The sequence below is a fragment of the Caulobacter sp. AVps18 genome (genome assembly GCF_058681425.1).
Map to the genome: position 1 here is coordinate 3,811,925 of NZ_CM178737.1, position 21,483 is coordinate 3,833,407.

The following is a 21,483-nucleotide window of genomic DNA, read 5'->3' on the forward strand; positions in this document are numbered from 1 at the left end:
GCGGCACCCGATTTAACATCGCGCGTCAAGCCACTGGCCCCGCAGCGTACTTGAGGGCGGTTCAGGTGCCTTTGCATCGCGCAGCGCGGCGCTTCAGAATGAAGCGTTAACGCGATTGCAATTTTACCTACACCGGAAACACGTCGGAGTTGTGATGACTTCTGAGGGTGCTGTCAGTCTAACGCTAACTTGTCTCCACTTCCGGCCTCAACGGGGCTCGAGTTCGGAGATGGTTCGTGCAGCTCTCATTCAAGCGCCACCGGTTTCCAGCGGAGGTCATAATGCACGCGGTCTGGCTGTATTTCCGCTTCACCCTGAGCTTTCGCGACGTCGAGGAGATGATGGCCCAGCGTGGCGTCGACGTCAGCTATGAGACCATCCGCTGCTGGACGATCAAGTTTGGTCCGCAAATCGCCAGGAATCTCAAGCGCAACCGCCCTCCCCCGTCGCCGCGATGGCATCTGGACGAGGTCGTTTGCTCCATCGGGGGCAAGCGGATTTACCTCTGGCGCGCCGTCGATGACGAAGGCGAGGTACTCGACGTGGTCGTTCAGAAGCGGCGCGACACCGAGGCCGCGCTGAAACTTCTAAGACGCCTCCTGCGCAATCGCCCGTGGAGCCAGAAGCGATCACCACGGACGGACTGAGGTCGTACGGAGCCGCGCTCAAGGAACTCGGCCTGGAGAGTCTTCACCGGCCAGGCCGGCTTCGAGAAAACAACAGAGCAGAGAACTCCCACCTGCCGATCCGCCGACGGGAGCGGAAGATGCAGCTCAAGTCCCAGCCTTCAGCCCAACGGTTTCTCACCACCCGCGCGAGCGTCTACAACACCTTCTACACCCAACGTCACCTGATCAGCCGATCAACCCTGCGCACCTTCAGCGCCGCAGCGAACGACGTCTGCCGCGAAGCGACCGTCGCCGCCTGATGAAACCTAGGCCTGAGATAGCTTCAGCCGACCGCATCAAGTTGACAGTGCTGAGAGTGCTATTCCCTGGCTAGACCACTAACACATCCCCCAGGTTCAGGGACGGCCTGCCGGTGAGGACGGCGATCTGGACCTGGTCGCTGTTGTCGCCGCCCGTGGCGTCGAACCACAACGCCCCGGTGGCCGTGTCATAGAGCAGGGTCGGCCTGGCGTCGGCTGCGGCGGGCGCAACGCCCGAGACGAAGCTGAGGTCGGCGATCGTCGTCACCCCGAAGCCCGCTGCCCGAAGCTGGATGTGATCCACACCAGAGACGAAGTCGGTGATCCGATCGACGCCCTGGCTGGCCAACCCGCTGTCGAAGTAGAAAAGATCGGCTCCCCCGCCGCCGGTGAGGGTGTCGGCGCCGCCCTGACCGCCCAGGAGGTCGTTGCCCGCACCGCCGACGAGGCTGTCGGCGCCGGCGGCGCCGAACACCGACGAGCCGGCCGCATTGGCGTAGCCCTGGAAGGCGCCGCTCCCGATGAACTGCAGAACTTCGGTGTTGTCAGCCGCCCGCGCATTGGCCAGCGTGGTCAGCACCCGATCCACGCCCTGCCCCGCCAGTTCGACTACCGTGTCGGAGACATGGTCGGTGAAGTAGACGTCGTCGCCCAGACCCCCGACCAGCCGGTCCGCCCCGGCCTTGCCGTCCAGGGTATCGTTACCGATCCCACCGGTCAGGACATTGGCCAGTCCATTGCCGAAGCCTTGGAAGGCGCCCGAGCCCGTATAGGTGAGGTTCTCGACATTGGAGCCCAGGACATAGGCCGCGATCGCCGTTTTGACCGTGTCCAGCCCCTCTCCTGCCGCTTCGACAATCACGTCGGCCAGATTGTCGACGATGTAGGTGTCGTTGCCCGCCAATCCGACCAGACGATCCGCCCCCGCTCCGCCGTCAAGCTGGTCGATGCCGGCCCCACCGGTGATGACGTTCGCCAGCTCATTGCCCACGCCCTTGAACGCGGCCGCGCCGGTATAGGTCAGGTTCTCGAGATGAGCGCCCAGGGTATAGACCGGCGCCGTCGTTCTGACCGTGTCGAAGCCCTCACCCGCCAGCTCGGTGATCACGTCGGCGGTGGAGTCCGCGATATAGGTGTCGTTGCCCGCCCCGCCGATCAGGGTGTCGGCTCCGGCCTTGCCGTCCAGGGTGTTGATCCCCGCATTGCCGACCAGCACCTGGGCGTATTCGTTGCCGGTGAGGTTCAGGTTCAGGGCGCCGCTGGCTTCCAGCCGGTCGATCGAGACGCCCGCCGCCAGGACGTAGCTGACCGTGGTGACGGCCCGGTCTGTCCCGGAGCCGTTGCCTTCGACGATGACATCCTGGCTGTTGTCGATCCGGTAGAGGTCGTCGCCAGCGCCGCCGACCAGGGTGTCTCGACCGAGACCGCCGTCGAGGGTGTCAGCCCCTCCGCCGCCATTGAGGCTGTCATTGGTCGCCGCACCCGTCAGACTGTCGGCGAAGGTCGAGCCGAACAGCGCCTCGATGGAGCGCAGCGTATCGACCCCGTCACCGCCGGTGCCCTGCGCGGTCGTCAACGCCAGGGACACCGTCACGCCCGCCGCCGCGCCGGCATAAGAGGCCGTGTCGACCCCGCCGCCGCCGTCCAGACTGTCGTCACCCAGCCCGCCCAGCAGGGTGTCATCGCCCGTACTGCCGGCCAAGGTGTCGGCTCCCTCGCGGCCCGCCAGCGCGTTGGCGAGGCTGTCGCCGGTGAAATTGTCGCCCGCCGTTCCGCCGGAGAGGTTCTCAATGCCGACCTGGTTCAGTCGACCAAAGCCGATCGACTGGAACGCGCCCTTGACCCCGAGATTGACCGTCAGCGCCGTCGTAATCAGGCCCAGCTCAAGCGTATCGATCCCGGCCCCACCGTCGACCACCGTGTCGGTGATCGTCGGCAGGTCTTCGGCAAATCCAAAGCCGTACTGGATGACGTCATCACCATCGCCGCCCAGGGCCGTATCGAGACCCACGGCGACATGGAGACGATCATTGCCGGATTCTCCCAGCAGGCGGTCATTCTCCGCCCCGCCCACCAGCGTATCGAGGCCGTCGCCGCCTTTGAGGGTGTCGGCGCCCGCACCGCCCTTGAGAGTGTCATTGCCCCCCAGGCCATCGGCCTGAACGCTTTCGGCCGATACCAGGCCGGACGCATCCAGCAGATCACCTTCGCCCGCTCCGGCGTACTGGATGTCGAGCGGGGCGAAGCTGGTCCTGGAGAAATCGCCAGCAACCACTACCCGTTTGCCGTCGAGGATGAGGTTGTCGATCCCCGAAATCGTCAGATCCGTCAGGCCGTCGCCGTCAAGGTCTGCCAGGATCTGAAGACCATCTGCGCTGACCGCGAAGGCGGGTGAACCGGTAACCGGCGGAAGAGCGATTTTCAGCGTATCGACACCGCCCGCTCCGATGATCGTCGAGATCGCTGACTCCGGATCATAGATCAACTCGCCCCCGGCCTCCGGGAAGCTGAACGTGCTGCCGGGTGCTGCAATAGCCTGGTCGCTGAAGATCAGGGTCTCGAAGCCCGTCAACGTGTCGACGCCGTCGAAAGCGTTCGCCCGGATATCTCTGACTGTTATCACCCCGGTGACATCCGTCGTGACGACATAGTTCGCCAGACTACCCGTATACTGAGCCGCGTCCCGCCCGAACCCGCCGATCAGCCGGTCATTGCCGGCACCAGCCAAAACGGTGTCCGCCCCGTTGCCGCCAATCAGGGTGTCGGCGCCGCCGCCGCCCACCAGAAAGTTGCTTCCGGCGTCGCCGGTCAGATGGTCTGCGGCGGTGGTGCCCGTGAGATTCTCGATATCGAGGAGGGTGACAATACCTTCGCTGTAGCCCTGCGGGCCCTGGATTCTCAAATCAATCGCAACGGCAAGCGCGGACTGAACGAAGCTGGCCATGTCCAGGCCAATCCCCCCCGCGAGGATGTCCGTTCCGGAGCCGGAGTAGAGGAAGTCATTGCCCTCACCGCCGTCCAGACTGTCGTCTCCAGCACCGCCGTAGAGACCATCGTTGCCGGTCTCACCGATCAGCGTATCGTTGCCGGAGAGGCCGAACAGGGCGTCGGCGCCAGCGAACCCGGACATGGAGTCGTTGCCGTCATTGCCATAGAGCACGTCATTGATGGCGCCGCCGGCGAGGGTGTCGTTACCCGATCCGCCGTAAAAGGTGACCTGCTCCACACGCGTGACCGAACCGGCGGCCACGCCGCCGACGGTGATCGTGTTGAGCGCATCGGGGTCCGCGTTGGAGAAACTGATGCCAGCCGTGCGATCGGTGTAGACGATGAGCCCCCGATCGACGCCGTCACCACCGTCCATCAAGACATTGCCCACGCCGACTGTTGTGGACAGCGAGTAGCCGAAACTGCCCGTCGCAGCGTTGTAGCTGGCATTGTTGACGACGGCCCCGATCAGCAAGTCATCGCCCGCGCCACCCACAAAAGTGTCGCGACCCCGGCCGCCTGCCAGGAAGTCGTTGCCGTCGCCGCCGTTAAGGTAATCGTTTCCGCCGGCTGCGGCCGTACTGCCTGGGTCGCCGAAAAGGATATCGGCGCCGGAGCCGCCTTCAACGACATCGCTTCCAGACTCACCCAGCAGCGTATCGCTACCGCCCGCTCCCCGGAGCGTATCCGACCAGTTGGCGCCGATAAGATAGTCGGAGCCTTCGCTTCCGCTCAGATTCAGCCCGAGACCTCCCAGGCTTGCGACAACGGTGTCGGTAAAGACCACGAGATCGCTGAAATCGAAGCTTGCGGCTACGCCGTCCCGATCAACCTGAAGCACGCTGTCAGCGCCCGACTGGACCAGCCTGAAGAAGCCTGACGCGAAAGGATCTGAACTGCTGACATAGCCCGTCAGGGCCGAGGCCAGATAGCTGTTGACGTTCAGCATGTCGCCGCCGAACCCGGTACTGAAGTCCCGCAGGGTGATCACGCCGATCCCTGCGGCGCCGTAGGTGATGTTCAGGACATCGGCGCCCTGACCCAGGCTAACGTCATAGGCGCCGCCATTGGCTTCAATGGTGATGTAATCCGCACCGGCGCCGGCGACGACTGTCGTCGCGCTCGCACCGGACGCCGTAATGGTGTCGTCACCGTCAGCCCCGTCGAGCGTGACTTGGTCGAGATAGCGGCCGTTGCCGGAGAAGTTCAGGACATCTGCACCGGCGCCGCCGTCGAGAACGACGGCGGTTGCAGCGAAGGCTCCCAACCGGAAGATGGTGAGCGTATCATTTCCAGCTTCGCCCGCCAGCGTGTCATTGGCGCCGCCGTTGACGAGATCATATTCGCTGAAGGCGTAGTCGCTGAGGCTATCGCCCCCTTCCCCGCCCAGAAGCAGATCAGAGCCGACCACCCCGTTGAGATAGTCCGTACCACTTGAACCGATCAGGGTGTCCCCAAAGTTCGAGCCATTCAGGACTTCAACATTCAGCAGAGTGTCCGTACCGGCCCCGCCCGTATTCTGGGCTACCCCAGACAGCGCCAGAGACACCGACACGCCGGTGGTCGCCTCGTAATAGGTGACAACGTCGAACCCTTCCCCGCCGTCGATGAGATCATCACCGACGCCGCCCTCAAGCTGATCGTTGCCCAAGCCGCCGCGAAGAGTGTCTTGCCCCTGACCACCGGCGAGATTGTCCCCACCGTCGCCGCCAGACAGGCTGTCATGGCCTGCGTAGCCGTAAAGCTGGTCGCTGGATGAGCCCCCGGTCAGGCTGTCGTTACCTGTCCCGGCATGGAATGTGATCTGTTCGACCTGGGTTACCGAACCCGCCAGTACGCCGCCGACCGTAATGTCGGCAGGTGAGCCAGGATTGGCGTTCGAAAAGCTTATGGCGCCGGTGCGGTTTGAGTAGACGATAAACGCCCGATCAAGCCCGTCTCCGCCGTCAATCGTAACGTCACCCGCCCCGATGATCTCGTTGCCGTACCAATTGTAGATGAATGAGTCGCCGCCTGCATAGCTGGCGTACAGGACGACGCCGGCGAACAGGGTGTCATTGCCCGCGCCGCCGCTCAGCGTGTCTGCGCCTTGGCCACCGCCGAGGAAATCCGAGCCGTCCCCGCCCTCGAGACGGTCATTGCCGCCGGGGGCTGTAGAGTTCGCAGGATCACCCAGCAGGATATCGTAACCGGCGCCGCCGACGAGCGTATCTCCGCCCAGTTCGCCATACAGCGTATCGTCCCCGTCCAGCCCTGAAAGACTGTCGTGGCCGCCGCCGCCGACGAAGAGATCGCTGCCGTTCGTACCCGTCCAGACAACGCCGGAGGTACTGAAGACGCGATCACTAAACCGTAGATACTCGACGTCGGTCAGGGTGTCCCGGCCGTCGGGCGCGCCGGCCCTCAGATCCTGCACCGTCAAGACGCCCGACGAATCGGTGGTGATCGAGTACTCGGCCCACAACCCGGTGAATTGCGCCGTGTCCGCTCCGCTCCCGCCGGCCAGAATGTCATTGCCCGCGTCGCCAACAAGAGTATCGGCGCCGTCGCCGCCCGTCAGGATGTCATTTCCACCACCACCGCTCAGGGCATTTGCGAGGGCGTCGCCCGTCAATCGGTCAGCAAAGCGGGATCCATAAAGGTTCTCGATCGAAACAAGCCGATCGGTTGTCGGCCCGGTGATCTGGGGCGCACCCTGATTTAGCAGGTTTACGACGACACCCGCAGACGCCGCCGAGTAGTTTGCGGTGTCGTTACCATCACCGCCATCGGCGACCGCATTACCTTCCGCCAGCAGAAGATAGTCAGCCCCGGCGCCTCCAACGAGACTATCCACGCCTGTGCCGCCGGAAAGGGTGTCATCGCCGTCGCCGCCAAGCAGGGTGTCGTTACCGGCGCCGCCAATCAGATAGTCTGGCCCCCCCAAGCCGGAGATATGGTCGGCGCCGTCGTTGCCCTGAAGGGGCTGATCCCCGAGCAGGCTGTTAGTCCCTACGATCACGTCGTCAAGGTTCGAGCCAACAAGGCCAAATTGCTCAAAATTCTTGAAAGCGCCGCCATATCGCTGGCCGAGGAAGGCCTGGACGTCGCCGACGGCAGAAAGGTCAAGATTCAGGGGTCCAGCCGCGACGGGCGCTACGACGAGCAAATCCGTTCCTGGGCCGCCGTCCGCGACATCACCCCTTCCGACATAAACAATATCATCGCCGGCGCCACCGCTCACGACATCAACGGCCCAATCGTCGACCGAGTCATCGAAATCGGCGCCGTGGAAGATCAGGTCATCGCCATCACCGCCGGAAATCGTATCCGACAGGGCGGAGCCTGTTAGGAAGTCTCGTCCGGCCGTTCCGCTGAGGCTCAGGCCCGTTGCCCCCCCGACAAGATTGAAGGGCGCGCCGCCAGAACCTTTAAAGGTTATCAGATCCGCGAGCGCGAACACCTCCCCGCCACCATCACGGTCGACGCGCAGAACGCTGTCGTCACCGACCTCTGCCCACTGCAGATAGCCGGCGGCGAACGGATCCGTCCCGGCGACGTAGCCGCTCAGGGCGCTGGCGAGATACGCCGTCAGATCCAGCCTGTCCCCGCTGCCGCCGGCGACGAAATCAAGCACAGTGATCGAGCCGGGGGACTCTGTCTCACCGGCGGCGAAGATCAGAGCCAGAGTGTCCTGGCCGTCGCCGAGACTGATTTCGTACGTCCCGCTGGTCGCGTCCACCGTGACGTGGTCAGCGCCCGCCCCGGCTAAAACCGTAGCGGCCCCCGCGCCGGCCGCAGCGATGGAGTCGTCCCCCTCGCCTCCATCGAGCGTCACCTGGTCGAGATAGCGGGAGAAGCCGGAGAATGAGAGACCATCATTCCCCTCGCCGCCGTCTAGGAGAACCTGTGTCGCGGCATATGTCCCACTGCGATAGACCTGTAGCGCGTCATCGCCGGCCTCGCCGTACAGTTCATCGTTCGCCCCGCCGTTGTGCAGGTCCGCGCTGCTGTAGGCCGCATCACTAAGGCCGTCATTGCCGCCGCCGCCGCGGAGCGTATCGGCGCCGCCGTTGCCGACGAGAGCGTCGGCCCCGGACGACCCAGTCAGAGCGTCGCCGAACGCCGAACCGACAAGGCGTTCTATGTTGGAGAGACTGTCGTGACCGGCCCCACCCGTGTTCTGAACGATACCCGGCGCATCCAGTGAAACCGTCACGGCTCCGGTTGCGTCAAAGTAAGAGGCCGTATCCAGCCCTTCACCGCCGTCCAGGGTGTCGTCGCCCGACCCACCCAGTAGGAAATCGTCGCCGCCTCCACCGTTGAGGCTGTCCGCGCCCGCGTTTCCGCGGAAGCTGTCGTAACTCGCGCCACCGACCAGCGTGTCTCCACCACTGCCGCCGAGGAAGTCTACCTGCTCAACGCCGGTTACGGATCCGGCCAGAACGCCGCCGACTGTTATTGTATTTGTGTTTTCCGATAGGTCGTTCGAAAAACTGATCCCCGACGTTCTGTCGGAATATACAATAACCGCCCTATCCACCCCCGAGCCACCGTCAAGGACGACATTCCCGGCGCCGTAGTTCGTATAAAAAGTGTAGCTAAAACCCGTCCCCCCCCAGGTACCTGAACCGACACCAGCGATCAGGATGTCGTCGCCGGCCTCACCGATCAGAGTGTCGCGCCCCCGGCCTCCGATGAGTAGGTCATTGTCGTCCCCACCGTTCAGGCTGTCGTTGCCGCCGACGGCGTCGACGTTTGCAGGATCTCCGAGCAGGACGTCGGAGCCGCTTCCGCCCGACAGGACGTCACTTCCAAACTCGCCGCGCAGCGTGTCCTCACCGGCGACACCGGATAGAGTATCGCTCCCGGAGGAGCCGATAAGCGTATCTGATCCGTCGGTGCCGGTGCTGATCATGAACTGCTCCTCAACGAAAGCGCCCGCATCACCGGCAATCGGAATACGACAGCTTAACCATTGCTTCAGCCATGAGTAACGGCAAGCAGGCTGGGCTAGAATGCATTTCTTGCCCCGCGCGAAATTTTTCGGGTAGAGCCGCAGCCAACTTCTGCTTTCCACCCGACTTTCGCGTTCTCCGGCCCTCTGGTGCCCTAATCCGGTGGGCGCGACACCAGTGTCCAGCCCGGCAAGTTTAGATTCGACACTGCCTGTTTGCGGCTGAGGTGGAAGGCTGCTGGTAGTCTATCGCTAACTTGCTCCACTTTGGGCGAAACGCGCTGATCAAAGCGGAGACGACGTGAAACGGACGTGACCCCCATTTCTCATCCAAGCATAACGAGAGTCCTAGGTTGGATTTGAGCGTTGGTGTTGGCGGGTAGCAAGAGGGCGCTGCGCGGAGATATCAGCCAGCGCGTTCAGCCGTCGCATCTGACACGTCCAGCCCGCCGTCCTTGGCCTTCCGCTTGTAGGAGGTCGGTGAGCTGAGCCCGTAGTTGCGGCACAGGTCCGCCACCGCCACGCGCTGACAACACCCTCTGAGCATCGGCGGATCACATCAGATCGCCGCGCACACCATCGGCTTTTAGTCCCATGCCTCGCTGCACGACTTGCAGCGTGCCATCTGGCAACGGGCGCTGAAGATCTTTTGCCTCCGCCCATGGCGCCCGCAACCAGGTTTCGCGCTCTTCCTCTGTGGTTAGGATCGCCGGCATGGCTTTGGGATGAACTGCGCCAACTTCAGCGTTCGGAGCCGTTGTCAGGAAGGCATAGGCGTCGAACGTCTCCCAACCGGTCTTCATCTTTCGAACGCAGCTCCAGCCCGTCCAGATTCCTGCGAAGAAGACCAGCGGCCGGGTTTCATCCAGGGCAAACCAGACGTTTTCCCCCGGGACACCTCCGGCTTGATTGGGCTCGGCGAAGGAGGTCATCGGCACCAGGCAGCGGCTCTCAGGGCCGAGCCAACGCTTCCAGTGCGAACTTGCGGTGTTCCTGACGTTCGTTGTGCCCTTGTCGGGCTCCATCTTCACCAACTCGGCAAACGCCGCCTCGTCGACTACCCTGCCCTTCGCCCTAAGCTTGTCGGCCCGGCTTGAGGCCGCGTCGTAGAGCGCCTTTGCTGATGATGGCATCCCCCAGCGCGCCAGGACGAGTTCACGCTGGCCGTCGGCTGCGTGCCGAACAATCGGCGCTTCATTGTCAGGGAAAATACCCGGCAGGCTCGGTTGGTTTATTTTCGCCTGCATCGCCTTGACCAGAGCGACGATGGCCGCCTGCCCAGCGGTCATGCTGTAGGTGTTGCACATCGATCAGGGCCTCTTGAGCCATATCTTCGCAAACCAGCTATCAGGATGCGGACCTTCACCATCGGTCCACACGTACCAGAGCGCCTCGACGTCGGGATGAACGGCAAAGATGTCGTAGCCCGGGTTGAGATAGCCCGACAGCTCAAGGTCGCAGTCCCGTCCCTCGATCTTTTGCGGCAAGGGCAAGTCAAAGAAGTCTTCCGGCAGCGGCGGCGCGGCGGGCAGTTCACGATGGGACCAGGGAGCGTCCTCAGGCGGTGGGTCCCTATGCGAGAGCCACACCCTGGTCGCGTGCTTGCAGGACTCGGACTCCGCCAATTCAGCGCGCTCAAAGTATGGATGGCGCTCGAAGAAATCCCCGATCTCGCTGTTTGATTCTGCCAAAAGGGTCGCCCGGTCGTGTCCCGGGACGTGGTGTAGCTCGTTGGCGATAGCGTAGCCGCTCGCGACGCGCGCCTTCCCCATGGCGCCGTAGCGAGCGAGCGGCGTAGCGGTGGTCATCCACGATCTTCGGTAGGGTTGGGTTGCGAAGCTCAACCTGAACCAAGGACCGAAGATGACCGAAGACACAATCGCCCTTCGCGGGCTGATGGAGAAGAGCGGCGACAGCGATTTTCTACGCGAGATGATCGGGTTCGCCGCCCAACGCCTTATGGAGCTGGAGGTGGGCGGCCTGACTGGGGCTGCGCACGGCGAGAAGAGCCCCGAGCGGCTGGCGCAGCGCAACGGCTACCGCGATCGCGACTGGGAGACGCGGGCGGGCACGGTGGAACTGCGGATCCCAAAGCTTCGCAAGGGCTCCTACTTTCCGGGCTTCTTGGAGCCGCGGCGGCTGGCCGAGAAGGCACTGACCGCGGTGATCCAGGAGGCCTACATCCAGGGGATCTCGACCCGCTCGGTGGATGACCTGGTCAAGGCGATGGGCATGAGCGGCATCTCCAAGAGCCAGGTCTCGCGGCTCTGCGAGGAGATCGACGAGCGCGTCCAGGCCTTCCTGACCCGGCCGATCGAGGGCGACTGGCCCTACCTGTGGATCGACGCCACCTATGTGAAAGACCGCACCGCCGGGCGTATCGTGTCCAAGGCCGTCATCGTCGCCGTGGGCGTCAACGCCGATGGCCGGCGCGAGGTGCTGGGCCTGGCGGTGGGCCCTTCCGAGGCCGAGACGTTCTGGACGGACTTCCTCAGAAGCCTGGCCCGGCGCGGCCTGCGGGGCGTCAAGCTGGTGACCTCCGACGCCCACGAGGGTATCAAGGCGTCGGTCTCCAAAATCATGAACTGCACTTGGCAGCGTTGCCGCGTCCACTTCATGCGCAATGTCATGGCTCACGCCGGCAAGAGCGGTCGCGCCATGGTCTCGGCCTTCATCGGCACGGCCTTCGCCCAGGACGACGCCCAGGCCGCCAAGACCCAATGGCGCGGCGTCGCCGACCAACTGCGGCCCAAACTCCCCAAGCTGGCCGGCTTCCTCGACCAGGCCGAGACCGATGTCCTGGCCTACATGACCTTCCCCGCCGCCCACCGCACCAAGTTGCACTCCACAAACTCCCTGGAGCGGCTCAATGGCGAGATCAAACGCCGGACAGAGGTCGTAGGCATCTTCCCCAACGAGGCCGCCATCATCCGGCTCGTCGGCGCCATTCTGCTCGAGCAGAACGACGAATGGGCCGTCCAACGATGCCGCTACATGACCCTGGAAAGTGTCGCTCCCTTGAGCGATGATCCCATCGTCAGCCTGCCCATCATGGCGGCCTGACCAATCCGGCTCAGCCGGAGAGCGCGGTGATCACGCCGACGCAGTTACACCACGCGATGGGACACGACCCGGTCGCCCCGTCAGCCCAGGCGAACTCGTAGCGTGATGGCTCCCAGTTAGAATAGGTCACCCTGGCGAACTTGGCCCACACCGGAGGCATGGGCTCGCTGACTTGGTCGACATCACTCATTGGTTCGGCCCCCTTTGGAGTGGTTGAAGCGAGCATAGGACGGCCGCGACGCTCCCGCCTAGACGGCTTGATCAGTCACCTGGATGGCCAGCCAAATACTCTCGCACGGCCTCTGCGCTGCTGCCGACCTCATCGACGGCACGCTGCAGCGTGTCTGAACTGACCCCGAGCGCCTCGGTCCAATACTGCACCTCATGGCCCTCGCTCATGTTGATCAGCGCGCGATCTTGGGCACCGCGATTGGTCAGGTCATCGGACATGGCTTGCTCCTTTGGTGTTGTCCCGGAATGTCGCTGGGCCGGATGGGGTTCCTCGGTGCCGCCGGTTACCGCTTTTCGCCGGCGATTGAGACTTTCGGCGGCCCCTTCGCCCCACAAGCCGAGCATCGAAGGCTTTGCCGCAACGTCGTCGGTCGCATCCACTCTCCTGCTTTCTGCACGATGGCGGCCTGCGGCCAGGTCACTCGGTATCCGCAGGTGCAGGAGATCGTCAGCGAGGTGAGCTTCCCGGTTCGCGGGTCCAGGTCGGCCATGCTAGCGGCCCACCGAGGGCTGATAACCATACCCGTAGTCGGACGGGTTCAGGCCGGCGTCGAGGAGCGTGGTGATCACGGCATAGCGAGCCTGCTCCGCTGCTGCCCCAAGTTCGAATGTTCCCGAAAACGTCAGCGCCGGCATGTGACCGGGGCAGCGGGGGCACACCACCCTACGCTGGATCTCGACCATCGTTGAGCCCAGCAGCGGCCTGGCCCGGCCGAGAAACACATCCCGACGCCAGGTCTTGCTGGTTCCGCAAAACTGGCAGCGGAAGGTCAGGGTCCAGCCGCGCTCCAGGGCGTCGACCAGCCGACAGCGGGCAAACTGTTGGTCGAGATCCGCAGCCTTCTCGCGATCACGGGCGCTGGGCTCGGGCATCACTGAGGTTCCACCTGTCGTACGGCGCGCAAGAAGGGCCACGGCTTGGCCCTGACCTCCTCCACCTCAAACCACGCCTCGTCGCCGTCAAAGGGGGGCACGTTCGCGGGGTCGATGAAGCTGCAGCGCGCTCTGGACGAGCGGCGTTGGCCGCCTTCGAAGGTGAAGTGCAAAGTGCGCAGGCCCTCGCCGTCGGGGCAGGTCATCCGTGTGAGCTTCACGACGCGGCGACTTCCGGGCAACACACCGTCTCCGGCGCGGCTTCCCTGAGGCCGGCGCATCAGTCGTACAGCGAGGCAGCAAAGCGCAGGGGAAGGCCAGACTGCCCTCGAGGCCCTGGCCAGATTTCGAAGCGAGCGCGACGGCTGCCGCATGGGCAGCGCAGGCTGCCGGAAAACTCGATCAGCGGCTTGAACCAAAGCCCCCGCTCAAGCCAGGCAGTGGCGTCAAATTCCGCCACCGTCCCACACGTACAGAGCGTCCGAATATGTCGATCCTCAGCGGTGGCCTCCGCCAAGGTCTCGTTCTCATCGACCTCGTACGGCAGCCAAACGGGCCGATACGAGGCGTGCGGGGTCAGCCGCTGTGGGGCGGATTGAGATAGCATAGCGGTCTCCGATGTTCCGCTAATGTTCTCATTCTTGCCGCCTGAAGAGTCAACGGGACTCATCGGGATCGCGGCGAAACGTCCCGTCGGTGCTGTCAGTCTAACGCTAACTTGTCTCCACTTCCGGCCTCAACGGGGCTCGAGTTCGGAGATGGTCCGTGCAGCTCTCTTTCAAGCGCCACCGGTTTCCGGCTGAGGTGATAAGGCACGCGGTCTGGCTGTATTTCCGCTTCACCCTGAGCTTTCGCGACGTCGAGGAGATGATGGCGCAGCGTGGCGTCGACGTCAGCTATGAGACCATCCGCTGCTGGACGATCAAGTTTGGTCCGCAGATCGCCAGGAATCTCAAGCGCAAACGCCCTGCCCCGTCCCCGCGCTGGCATCTGGACGAGGTCGTCTGCTCCATCGGGGGCAAGCGGATGTATCTCTGGCGCGCCGTCGATGACGAAGGCGAAGTGCTCGACGTGGTCGTTCAGAAGCGGCGCGACACCGAGGCCGCGCTGAAACTTCTTAGACGCCTTCTGCGCAACCAGCCCGTGGAGCCAGAAGCGATCACAACGGACGGGCTGAGGTCCTACGGCGCGGCGCTCAAGGAACTGGGCCTGGAGGGCCTTCACCGGCCAGGCCGACTTCGAGAAAACAACAGAGCAGAGAACTCACACCTGCCGATCCGCCGACGGGAGCGGAAGATGCAGCTCTTCAAGTCCCAGCCTTCAGCCCAACGTTTTCTCACCACCCACGCCAGCGTCTACAACACCTTCTACACCCAACGTCACCTGATCTGCCGATCAACCCTGCGCACCTTCCGCGCCGCGGCTAACGACGCCTGGCGCGAGGCGACCGCCGCCGCGTAACGAGGGCTCGCGCAGAGACAGCTGCGGCCGCCGACGTTAAGTTGACAGTACTAGCTCTTCAAGTCTCAGCCTTCAGCGCAACGGTTTCTCACCACTCACGCGAGCGTCTACAATACCTTCTACACCCAACGTCACCTGATCAGCCGATCAACCCTGCGCGCCTTCCGCGCCGCGGCTAACGATGCCTGGCGCGAAGCGACCGCTGCCGCCTGACGAAACCTCGGCCAGACATCGCTTCAACCGACGGCATCAAGTTGACAGGGCTTCGGCCAGAGATAGATTCAGCCGACGACATCAAGTTGACAGTGCTAGACGGCGGGCATTTCCTCTTAAAACGGTGTGGGCGGACCAGCCTGCTCCGCCCTACCACTCTAGACAACAAACACATCCCCCGCTGTGAGGGTGGGCTTGCCGGTGAGGACGGCGATCTGGACCTGATCGCCTTTGTCGCCGCCGGTGGCGTCGAACCAAAGGGCTCCGGTCGCCGTGTCGTAGAGCAGGGTCGGCCGGGCGTCAGCTGCAACCGGCGCGACGCCCGAGACGAAGCCGAGATCGGCGATCGTCGTCACCCCGAACCCGGCGGCCCGAAGCTGGATGTGATCCACCCCGGAGACGAAGTCGGTGATCCGATCCACGCCTTGGCTGGCCAACCCACTGTCGAAATAGAACAGGTCGGCTCCCCCGCCGCCGGTCAAGGTGTCGGCGCCGCCTTGACCGCCCAGGAGGTCGTTCCCCGCGCCGCCGACGAGGCTGTCGGCGCCGCCCGCGCCGAACACCGACGAGCCGGCCGCATTGGCGTAGCCCTGGAAAGCGCCCGTCCCGATGAACTGCAGAACCTCAGTGTTGTCGGCCGCCCGCGCGCTGGCCAGCGTGGTCAGCACCCGATCGACGCCCTGCCCCGCCACCTCCACCACGGTGTCGGAGACATGGTCGGTGAAGTAGACATCGTCACCCAGACCGCCGACGAGCCGGTCGGCGCCGGCTTTGCCGTCTAGGGTGTCGTTGCCGGCCCCGCCAGTCACCACATTGGCTAGCACGTTACCGAAGCCCTGGAAGTTGCCCGCGCCCGTGTAGGTCAGATTCTCGACGTTGGCCCCAAGCACATAGGCCGCGATCGCCGTCTTGACCGTATCTAGCCCCTCGCCTGCCGCCTCGACGATCACGTCGGCCAAATTGTCGACGACGTAGGTGTCATTGCCCGCCTGGCCGACCAACCGGTCTGCCCCCGCCCCGCCGTCGAGCTGGTCGATCCCTACGCCGCCGGTGATCACGTTGGCCAGATCATTGCCTGTGCCCTTGAACGCGGCCGTACCCGTGTAGGTTAGGATCTCCAGGTTAGCCCCTAGGACATAGATCGGGGCTGTGGTCTTGACGGTATCGAAGCCCTCTCCGGCCAGTTCCGTGATCACGTCAGCGGTAGAGTCCGCCAAGTAGGTGTCATTGCCGGCGCCGCCGATCATGGTGTCAGCCCCTGCCTTGCCATCAAGGGTGTTGATCCCGGCATTGCCGATCAGCATTTGGGCAAATTCATTGCCCGTCAGGTTCAGGTTCAGGGTTCCGTCAGCCTCAAGTCGCTCAACCGAGACGCCCGCCGCCAGGACGTAGCTGACCGTGGTGAAGGCCCTGTCCGTCCCGGAACCGTTGCCTTCGACGATTACGTCCTGGCTGTTGTCAAGGCGGTAAAGATCGTTGCCCGCCCCGCCGACCAGGGTGTCTCGACCGACACCGCCGTCCAGGGTGTCAGCTCCACCGCCGCCGTTCAGGCTGTCATTGGTGCTCGCGCCTGTCAGGCTGTCGGCGAAGGTCGAGCCGAACAGCGCCTCGATCAAGCGCAGGGTATCGATCCCGTCGCCGCCGGTGCTCTGGGCCGTGGTCAGGGCAAGGGACACGGTCACGCCGGCCGACGCCCCCGCATAAGAAGCCGTATCGATACCGCCGCCGCCGTCCAGGCTGTCATCGCCAAGCCCGCCCAGCAGGGTGTCATCGCCCGCTCCGCCGGCCAGGGTATCGTCCCCCTCGCGGCCGGCCAGCACATTGGCCAGGCTGTCGCCGGTAAAGGTATCGGCCGCCGTGCCGCCGGAGATGTTCTCGATGCCGTCCTGGTTTAGTCGACCAAAGCCGATCGACTGGAAGCCTCCCTTTACATCCAGATTGACCGTGAGGGCCGTCGTGATCAGGCCCAGTTCCAGCGTGTCGAGACCGCTCCCGCCATCCACAAAAGTGTCAGTGATCGTGGGCAGGTCGGATCCAGCGGCATAGCCGTACTGGATGACATCATTGCCCGCCCCGCCAAACGCTCTGTCAAAGCCGTCAGCCACATACAGTTTGTCATCGCCGCCGTCGCCATAGAGCAGGTCGTCGCCTTCGCCGCCCCGCAAGCTGTCATCGCCCTCGCCGCCCCTCAGGACGTCGTCTCCCCCGCCCCCTCCAAACATCTCATTCCGACTACCGCCAGAGAATCGGTCGTCGTAGGCAGTGCCGATCAGAAGAAACTGCTCAAACCCGTAGAAGTTGGCAGCGTTTCCGTCGGGACCGCTGAGTGCGTACCAGTCCGTACCTATCTGACCGAACGTGATTCCTTTGAGGCCGGAAGCTTGCACAAAGCCGCTATAGTCGCCGCTATATAGATCGCGCCCCAAGCCGGCTGAAATAGTGTTGGTTCGGCCGTCGGTAAGGATGGTGGCGTCGATCCGGATGATATCGTTGCCGGCACCCGTGAAGACGTCGTTGACCTTTTCGACGCCACGAAGGCCTGACGTTCCGTAGAGCAGTTGTGCATCTGCGGCGGCCAGATCCAAGGTGATGTCCACTAAAGCCGAACCCAGCCTTATATCGACCGTATCATTACCAAGGCCGCCGTCGAAACTGGTGACCGCTGTGGTGAAATCTACGTAGTCGTCGTAGGCAGTGCCGATCAGAACAAACTGCTCAAACCCGTAGAAGTTGGCAGCGTTTCCGTTGGGACCGCCGAGCGCATACCAGTCCGTGTCTATCTGACCGAACGCGATTCCTTTGAGGCCGGAAGCTTGCACAAAGCCGCTATAGTCGCCGCTATATAGATCGCGCCCCAAGCCGGCTGAAATAGTGTTGGTTCGGCCGTCGGTAAGGATGGTGGCGTCGATCCGGATGATATCGTTGCCGGCACCCGCGAAGACGTCGTTGACCTTTTCGACGCCACGAAGGCCTGACGTTCCGTAGAGCAGTTGTGCATCTGCGGCGGCCAGATCCAAGGTGATGTCCACTAAAGCCGAACCCAGCCTTATATCGACCGTATCAATACCAAGGCCGCCGTCGAAACTGGTGACCGCTGTGGTGAAATCTACGTAGTCGTCGTAGGCCGTGCCGATCAGAACAAACTGCTCAAACCCGTAAAAGTTGGCAGCGTTTCCGTTGGGACCGCCGAGCGCATACCAGTCCGTGTCTATCTGACCGAACGCGATTCCTGCGAGGCCGGAAGCTTGCACAAAGCCGCTATAGTTGCCGCTATATAGATCGCGCCCCAAGCCGGCTGAAATAGTGTTGGTTCGGCCGTCGGTAAGGATGGTGGCGTCGATCCGGATTATATCGTTGCCGGAACCCGTGAAGACGTCGTTGACCTTTTCGACGCCACGAAGAACCATCGCCCCGAATAGCAACTCAGGGCCAGTGGCAGCTAAATCCAATGAGATGTCGGTCAAAGCCGAACCGAGCTGCAGATCGACTGTGTCTATACCGAGGCCCCCGTCAAACCGGATGACCTTAGTCGTGACCTCGACAAAGTCGTCGTAGGCAGTGCCGATCAGAACAAACTGCTCAAACCCGGAGAAGTTGGCAGCGTTTCCGTTGGGACCGCCGAGCGCATACCAGTCCGTGTCTATCTGACCGAACGTGATCCCCCGCAATCCCGCCGCCTGGGTGAAACCGCTATAGTCACCAACGTATCGGTCCGATCCTGCACCGCCGCTGATCCAATCCGCTGAGCCGTTCGTCAGGACACCGGCATCGAAACGGACAATGTCATCGCCGTCACCGGCGTCGATGGTGCCGAAACCACCTTCGGCATAGACAAAGTCGGCACCGCGACCGGCCATCAGGGTCGCGTTTCCGGCTACGCGGACGACGAATTCCCCCCCGTCGTTAAATGGAAGACTCTCAAGCCCGAGAACATGCGCCGCCGCAAGCGTTGCCTGCCAGTCGCCAAGTACGAAACGACGCGCATCCGCGTCTGCGATATTGATGATCTGTAGGCCGTAAAGATACGGATCCACCTTGTGCAAATCATATACGTCGGCCACGCCCAAATCGACGAAGAATTGGTCGAGCGACGGGTTGTAGCTCAATCGTGTCAGCAGACTCTTGGCGTATTCATTGCCGCCAATCAAATCCATGGTCCGCAGCTGTGCTAGCACGCCAGCGGCCAGCATTTCCTCGGCATCCAAAAAGGCAATCCGACCAGCGCCGGCGCTGTAGGTCAGTTGGTCATTGAAGTGACCATATTCGAACCGTTGAACTCCCTTTATCTCACCGCCGATGATGAGCGATGCCATCTGGATGGAGCCCATGGCCGTCTCGGCCAGGCTTTGCGACAGCGCCACTTGGCCGTGGTCATCCTCGAAAACGAATTCGGTGACGAATTCACCGGTTGCAAGATCGTATCGAACGCTGTGGAACGAACGGGGATCACCGTCGAATAGGTCCCAGACGATCCCGCCCGCGACCTGACCGAGAAAGGCCCCAATGCCTGGCGCGATGAATTGACCGATAATGCCGCCGACGGAGGAGCCAAGATTTGAAAGATTAAATGCAGTCCAATTCTCATCTAGATAGCTGAAGACTTGGTTTATAAAAAAGTTTTCGAGTCCGGCCGCTGTAACTTTTAGGAACTCTCCGCCGAGTATTGCATACTGAAAGCTTAAATCAGTGTCTAATGGCCCGACGCCAAGATAATTCTTTACATCGTCGGGATTGAGTCCGAACAATTGACGCGCATCGAGCCCACGTATAACATTGTCCGCAAGAACGTTCGCGACGGTCGTGCTGAATGTGCCCGCGATAAACTGCCCAAGCGGGCTTTCTATGTCCAGCGTCTCAATAAGAGTATCCCGCAGAATGTCTGCAGCCAGCCTTTGGATTGAACCTACGAAATTGTTGACGAAAAGATCGAGCGTTTTCGCGGCATCAATTGAATTTCCACCGAGCCCGAATAGGATCGAATCCCCCAGGTACACACCGACCGTCTTGGCGAAAGATTCAGACACGACGCGGGATGCCACATCGGTACTACCGTAATATAGCGCCAATACGGAAGCAACTTGACCGGCAACGTTTCCAATATTGGTCAGAGGTGAGTGATAACTTTCGCCGCGCTTAAACGAAAAACTTAGTACATCTTCTGCAGTTATTGATGGGCCGAAGAAGTCAAACATATCGCCTGACTCTGGCACCAACCAATCAGCCGCACTTTTCGCGTAGGCGTCAAAGGCCATCACTATTGCAGATATTTCTACGCTAGCAAATCCATAAGCCTTATAATTTAGATTTTCTTTTTCGATAATTTTCCCGTTAGAATCAAATATATCGGGATGCCGACGAGCAAATTCCGGATCCTGAGAGGCCTTAAATTCTAAAATCATATTTAATGTAGTGAAGTTGTCGTGATCAATAGTTCCGGATACAAGGTATGGATTCTCCGCGTCATAAACAACATAACTGTCCGCTCCCGTGTATCCTTGACCCGCTAACCACTCAGACCATTGAGGTAGATCACCGCCGAAAAATGCACTCAACGGGCCAATGGCAAGAAGATGATTACTGTCATTGAATCTCCCTGGAAACGCAGCTTTAGAGTTTGGCTCTTTATTTTCATTAGCAAACGAATTAAAAAATGCACTTCCTGGATCGGACGCATTGGCTCTATAAATATCATATAGCGCGTCTATATAAGCACTCGAAGCAGTGCTAAGTATCCTGTCTACGCCGTACGTCATGTCACGCCCGGCCGCCTCGACGTCAGGTAAAGCGTTGTTTCTACCCGCAACTTCAGAAAGCCACGCTCGAACATCAAGATCGTTTGTGCGCTCGGCCCATTGATTTAAGGGAACGTCAGTCACTTGTCCGCCTCGCAGTCACCAGATTGATCCCCTTTGCATACCTCACGTTTTTCGGCGGAATTCAATTGAGATGGGGCACTAAAGATTAATCGGTTGAATTTTTCTCGAGGGAATGATGCGCGCAGGTGCTGTCAGTCTAACGCTAACTTGTCTCCACTTCCGGCCTCAACGGGGCTCGAGTTCGGAGATGGTTCGTGCAGCTCTCATTCAAGCGCCACCGGTTTCCGGCTGAGGTCATAAGACACGCCGTCTGGCTGTATTTCCGCTTCACCCTGAGCTTTCGCGACGTCGAGGAGATGATGGCTCGCCGGGGCGTCGACGTCAGCTATGAGACCATCCGCTGCTGGACGATCAAGTTTGGTCCGCAGATCGCCAGAAATCTCAAGCGCAATCGCCCTGCCCCGTCGCCGCGCTGGCATCTGGACGAGGTCGTCTGCTCCATCGGGGGCAAGCGTATGTACCTCTGGCGCGCCGTCGATGACGAAGGCGAGGTACTCGACGTGGTCGTGCAGAAGCGGCGCGACACCGAGGCCGCGCTGAAACTTCTAAAACGCTTACTGCGCAACCAGCCCGTGGAGCCAGAAGCGATCACCACGGACGGACTGAGGTCCTACGGCGCGGCGCTAAAGGAACTTGGCCTGGAGGGCCTTCACCGGCCAGGCCGACTTCGAGAAAACAACAGAGCCGAGAACTCACACCTACCGATCCGCCAACGGGAGCGGAAGATGCAGCTCTTCAAGTCTCAGCCTTCCGCCCAACGTTTCCTCACCACCCACGCGAGCGTCTACAACACCTTCTACATCCAACGTCACCTGATCGGCAGATCCACCCTGCGCACCTTCCGCGCCTCGGCTAACGAAGCCTGGCGCGAGGCGACCGCCTCCGCGTGACGAAGCCTCGGCCAGAGATAGCTG

9 protein-coding genes and 2 pseudogenes are annotated in these 21,483 nt (G+C 62.0%); 5 read left to right on the forward strand and 6 right to left on the reverse strand.

All coding sequences use genetic code 11. The features are described 5' to 3' along the window. The first annotated feature begins 281 nt into the window (after nucleotides 1-281). A pseudogene (locus tag ACW179_RS17280) lies at nucleotides 282-928 on the forward strand (IS6 family transposase). 70 nt (nucleotides 929-998) lie between these two features. On the opposite strand, the gene ACW179_RS17285 reads toward ACW179_RS17280, so the two are convergent. The 3 genes from ACW179_RS17285 to ACW179_RS17295 all read right to left on the reverse strand — a co-directional run bounded on the left by ACW179_RS17285 (nucleotide 999) and on the right by ACW179_RS17295 (nucleotide 10,660). Beyond that, entirely contained in the window at nucleotides 999-8,813 is a 7,815-nt protein-coding gene (locus tag ACW179_RS17285; RefSeq protein ID WP_492060695.1) for a hypothetical protein, read from the reverse strand. Between the two features lie 593 nt (nucleotides 8,814-9,406). Next, nucleotides 9,407-10,159 carry an SOS response-associated peptidase gene (locus ACW179_RS17290; RefSeq protein ID WP_492060696.1) on the reverse strand — a complete coding sequence of 251 codons (753 nt, stop codon included), beginning with the start codon at nucleotides 10,157-10,159 and terminating at the stop codon, nucleotides 9,407-9,409. A 3-nt stretch (nucleotides 10,160-10,162) separates the two neighbouring features. Continuing rightward, the gene (locus ACW179_RS17295) at nucleotides 10,163-10,660 is read right to left on the reverse strand and encodes a hypothetical protein (RefSeq protein ID WP_492060697.1); all 498 of its coding nucleotides are present in this window, start codon (nucleotides 10,658-10,660) and stop codon (nucleotides 10,163-10,165) included. Nucleotides 10,661-10,715: 55 nt separating this feature from the next. Between ACW179_RS17295 and ACW179_RS17300 the strand changes: the two genes are divergently transcribed. After that, complete coding sequence (locus tag ACW179_RS17300; RefSeq protein WP_492059584.1) at nucleotides 10,716-11,915, forward strand: IS256 family transposase; 1,200 nt, start codon at nucleotides 10,716-10,718, stop codon at nucleotides 11,913-11,915. A gap of 261 nt (nucleotides 11,916-12,176) precedes the next feature. Here the strand turns inward: ACW179_RS17300 and ACW179_RS17305 are convergent, their stop codons facing one another. Both ACW179_RS17305 and ACW179_RS17310 read right to left on the reverse strand, forming a co-directional pair. Beyond that, a complete protein-coding gene (locus ACW179_RS17305; RefSeq protein WP_492060698.1) occupies nucleotides 12,177-12,527 on the reverse strand; it encodes a DUF3606 domain-containing protein in 351 nt (116 codons plus the stop codon). Nucleotides 12,528-12,638: 111 nt separating this feature from the next. Continuing rightward, nucleotides 12,639-13,019, reverse strand: a complete 381-nt coding sequence (locus tag ACW179_RS17310; protein ID WP_492060699.1) for a hypothetical protein — start codon at nucleotides 13,017-13,019, stop codon at nucleotides 12,639-12,641. Between the two features lie 765 nt (nucleotides 13,020-13,784). On the opposite strand from ACW179_RS17310, the gene ACW179_RS17315 reads away from it, so the two are divergent. Continuing rightward, nucleotides 13,785-14,480, forward strand: a complete 696-nt coding sequence (locus ACW179_RS17315) for an IS6 family transposase (RefSeq protein WP_492060700.1) — start codon at nucleotides 13,785-13,787, stop codon at nucleotides 14,478-14,480. Between the two features lie 57 nt (nucleotides 14,481-14,537). Beyond that, nucleotides 14,538-14,693 (forward strand): annotated as a pseudogene (locus ACW179_RS17320) (IS6 family transposase); the annotation flags it as partial. A 158-nt stretch (nucleotides 14,694-14,851) separates the two neighbouring features. On the opposite strand, the gene ACW179_RS17325 reads toward ACW179_RS17320, so the two are convergent. Beyond that, on the reverse strand, nucleotides 14,852-20,569 hold the full coding sequence (locus ACW179_RS17325) for a beta strand repeat-containing protein (RefSeq protein ID WP_492060701.1): 5,718 nt from the start codon (nucleotides 20,567-20,569) through the stop codon (nucleotides 14,852-14,854). Between the two features lie 194 nt (nucleotides 20,570-20,763). Between ACW179_RS17325 and ACW179_RS17330 the strand changes: the two genes are divergently transcribed. Further along, nucleotides 20,764-21,459 (forward strand): IS6 family transposase, encoded by a 696-nt coding sequence (locus ACW179_RS17330; protein ID WP_492060702.1) that lies wholly within the window; start codon nucleotides 20,764-20,766, stop codon nucleotides 21,457-21,459. The last annotated feature ends 24 nt before the right edge of the window (nucleotides 21,460-21,483 follow it).

Bases quoted from the DNA above. Each gene is read 5' to 3' on its own strand.
- ACW179_RS17300 (WP_492059584.1), top strand. From the start codon at position 10,716: ATGACCGAAGACACAATCGCCCTTCGCGGGCTGATGGAGAAGAGCGGC.
- ACW179_RS17310 (WP_492060699.1), bottom strand. From the start codon at position 13,019: ATGCCCGAGCCCAGCGCCCGTGATCGCGAGAAGGCTGCGGATCTCGAC.
- ACW179_RS17290 (WP_492060696.1), bottom strand. From the start codon at position 10,159: ATGTGCAACACCTACAGCATGACCGCTGGGCAGGCGGCCATCGTCGCT.
- ACW179_RS17295 (WP_492060697.1), bottom strand. From the start codon at position 10,660: ATGACCACCGCTACGCCGCTCGCTCGCTACGGCGCCATGGGGAAGGCG.
- ACW179_RS17285 (WP_492060695.1), bottom strand. From the start codon at position 8,813: ATGATCAGCACCGGCACCGACGGATCAGATACGCTTATCGGCTCCTCC.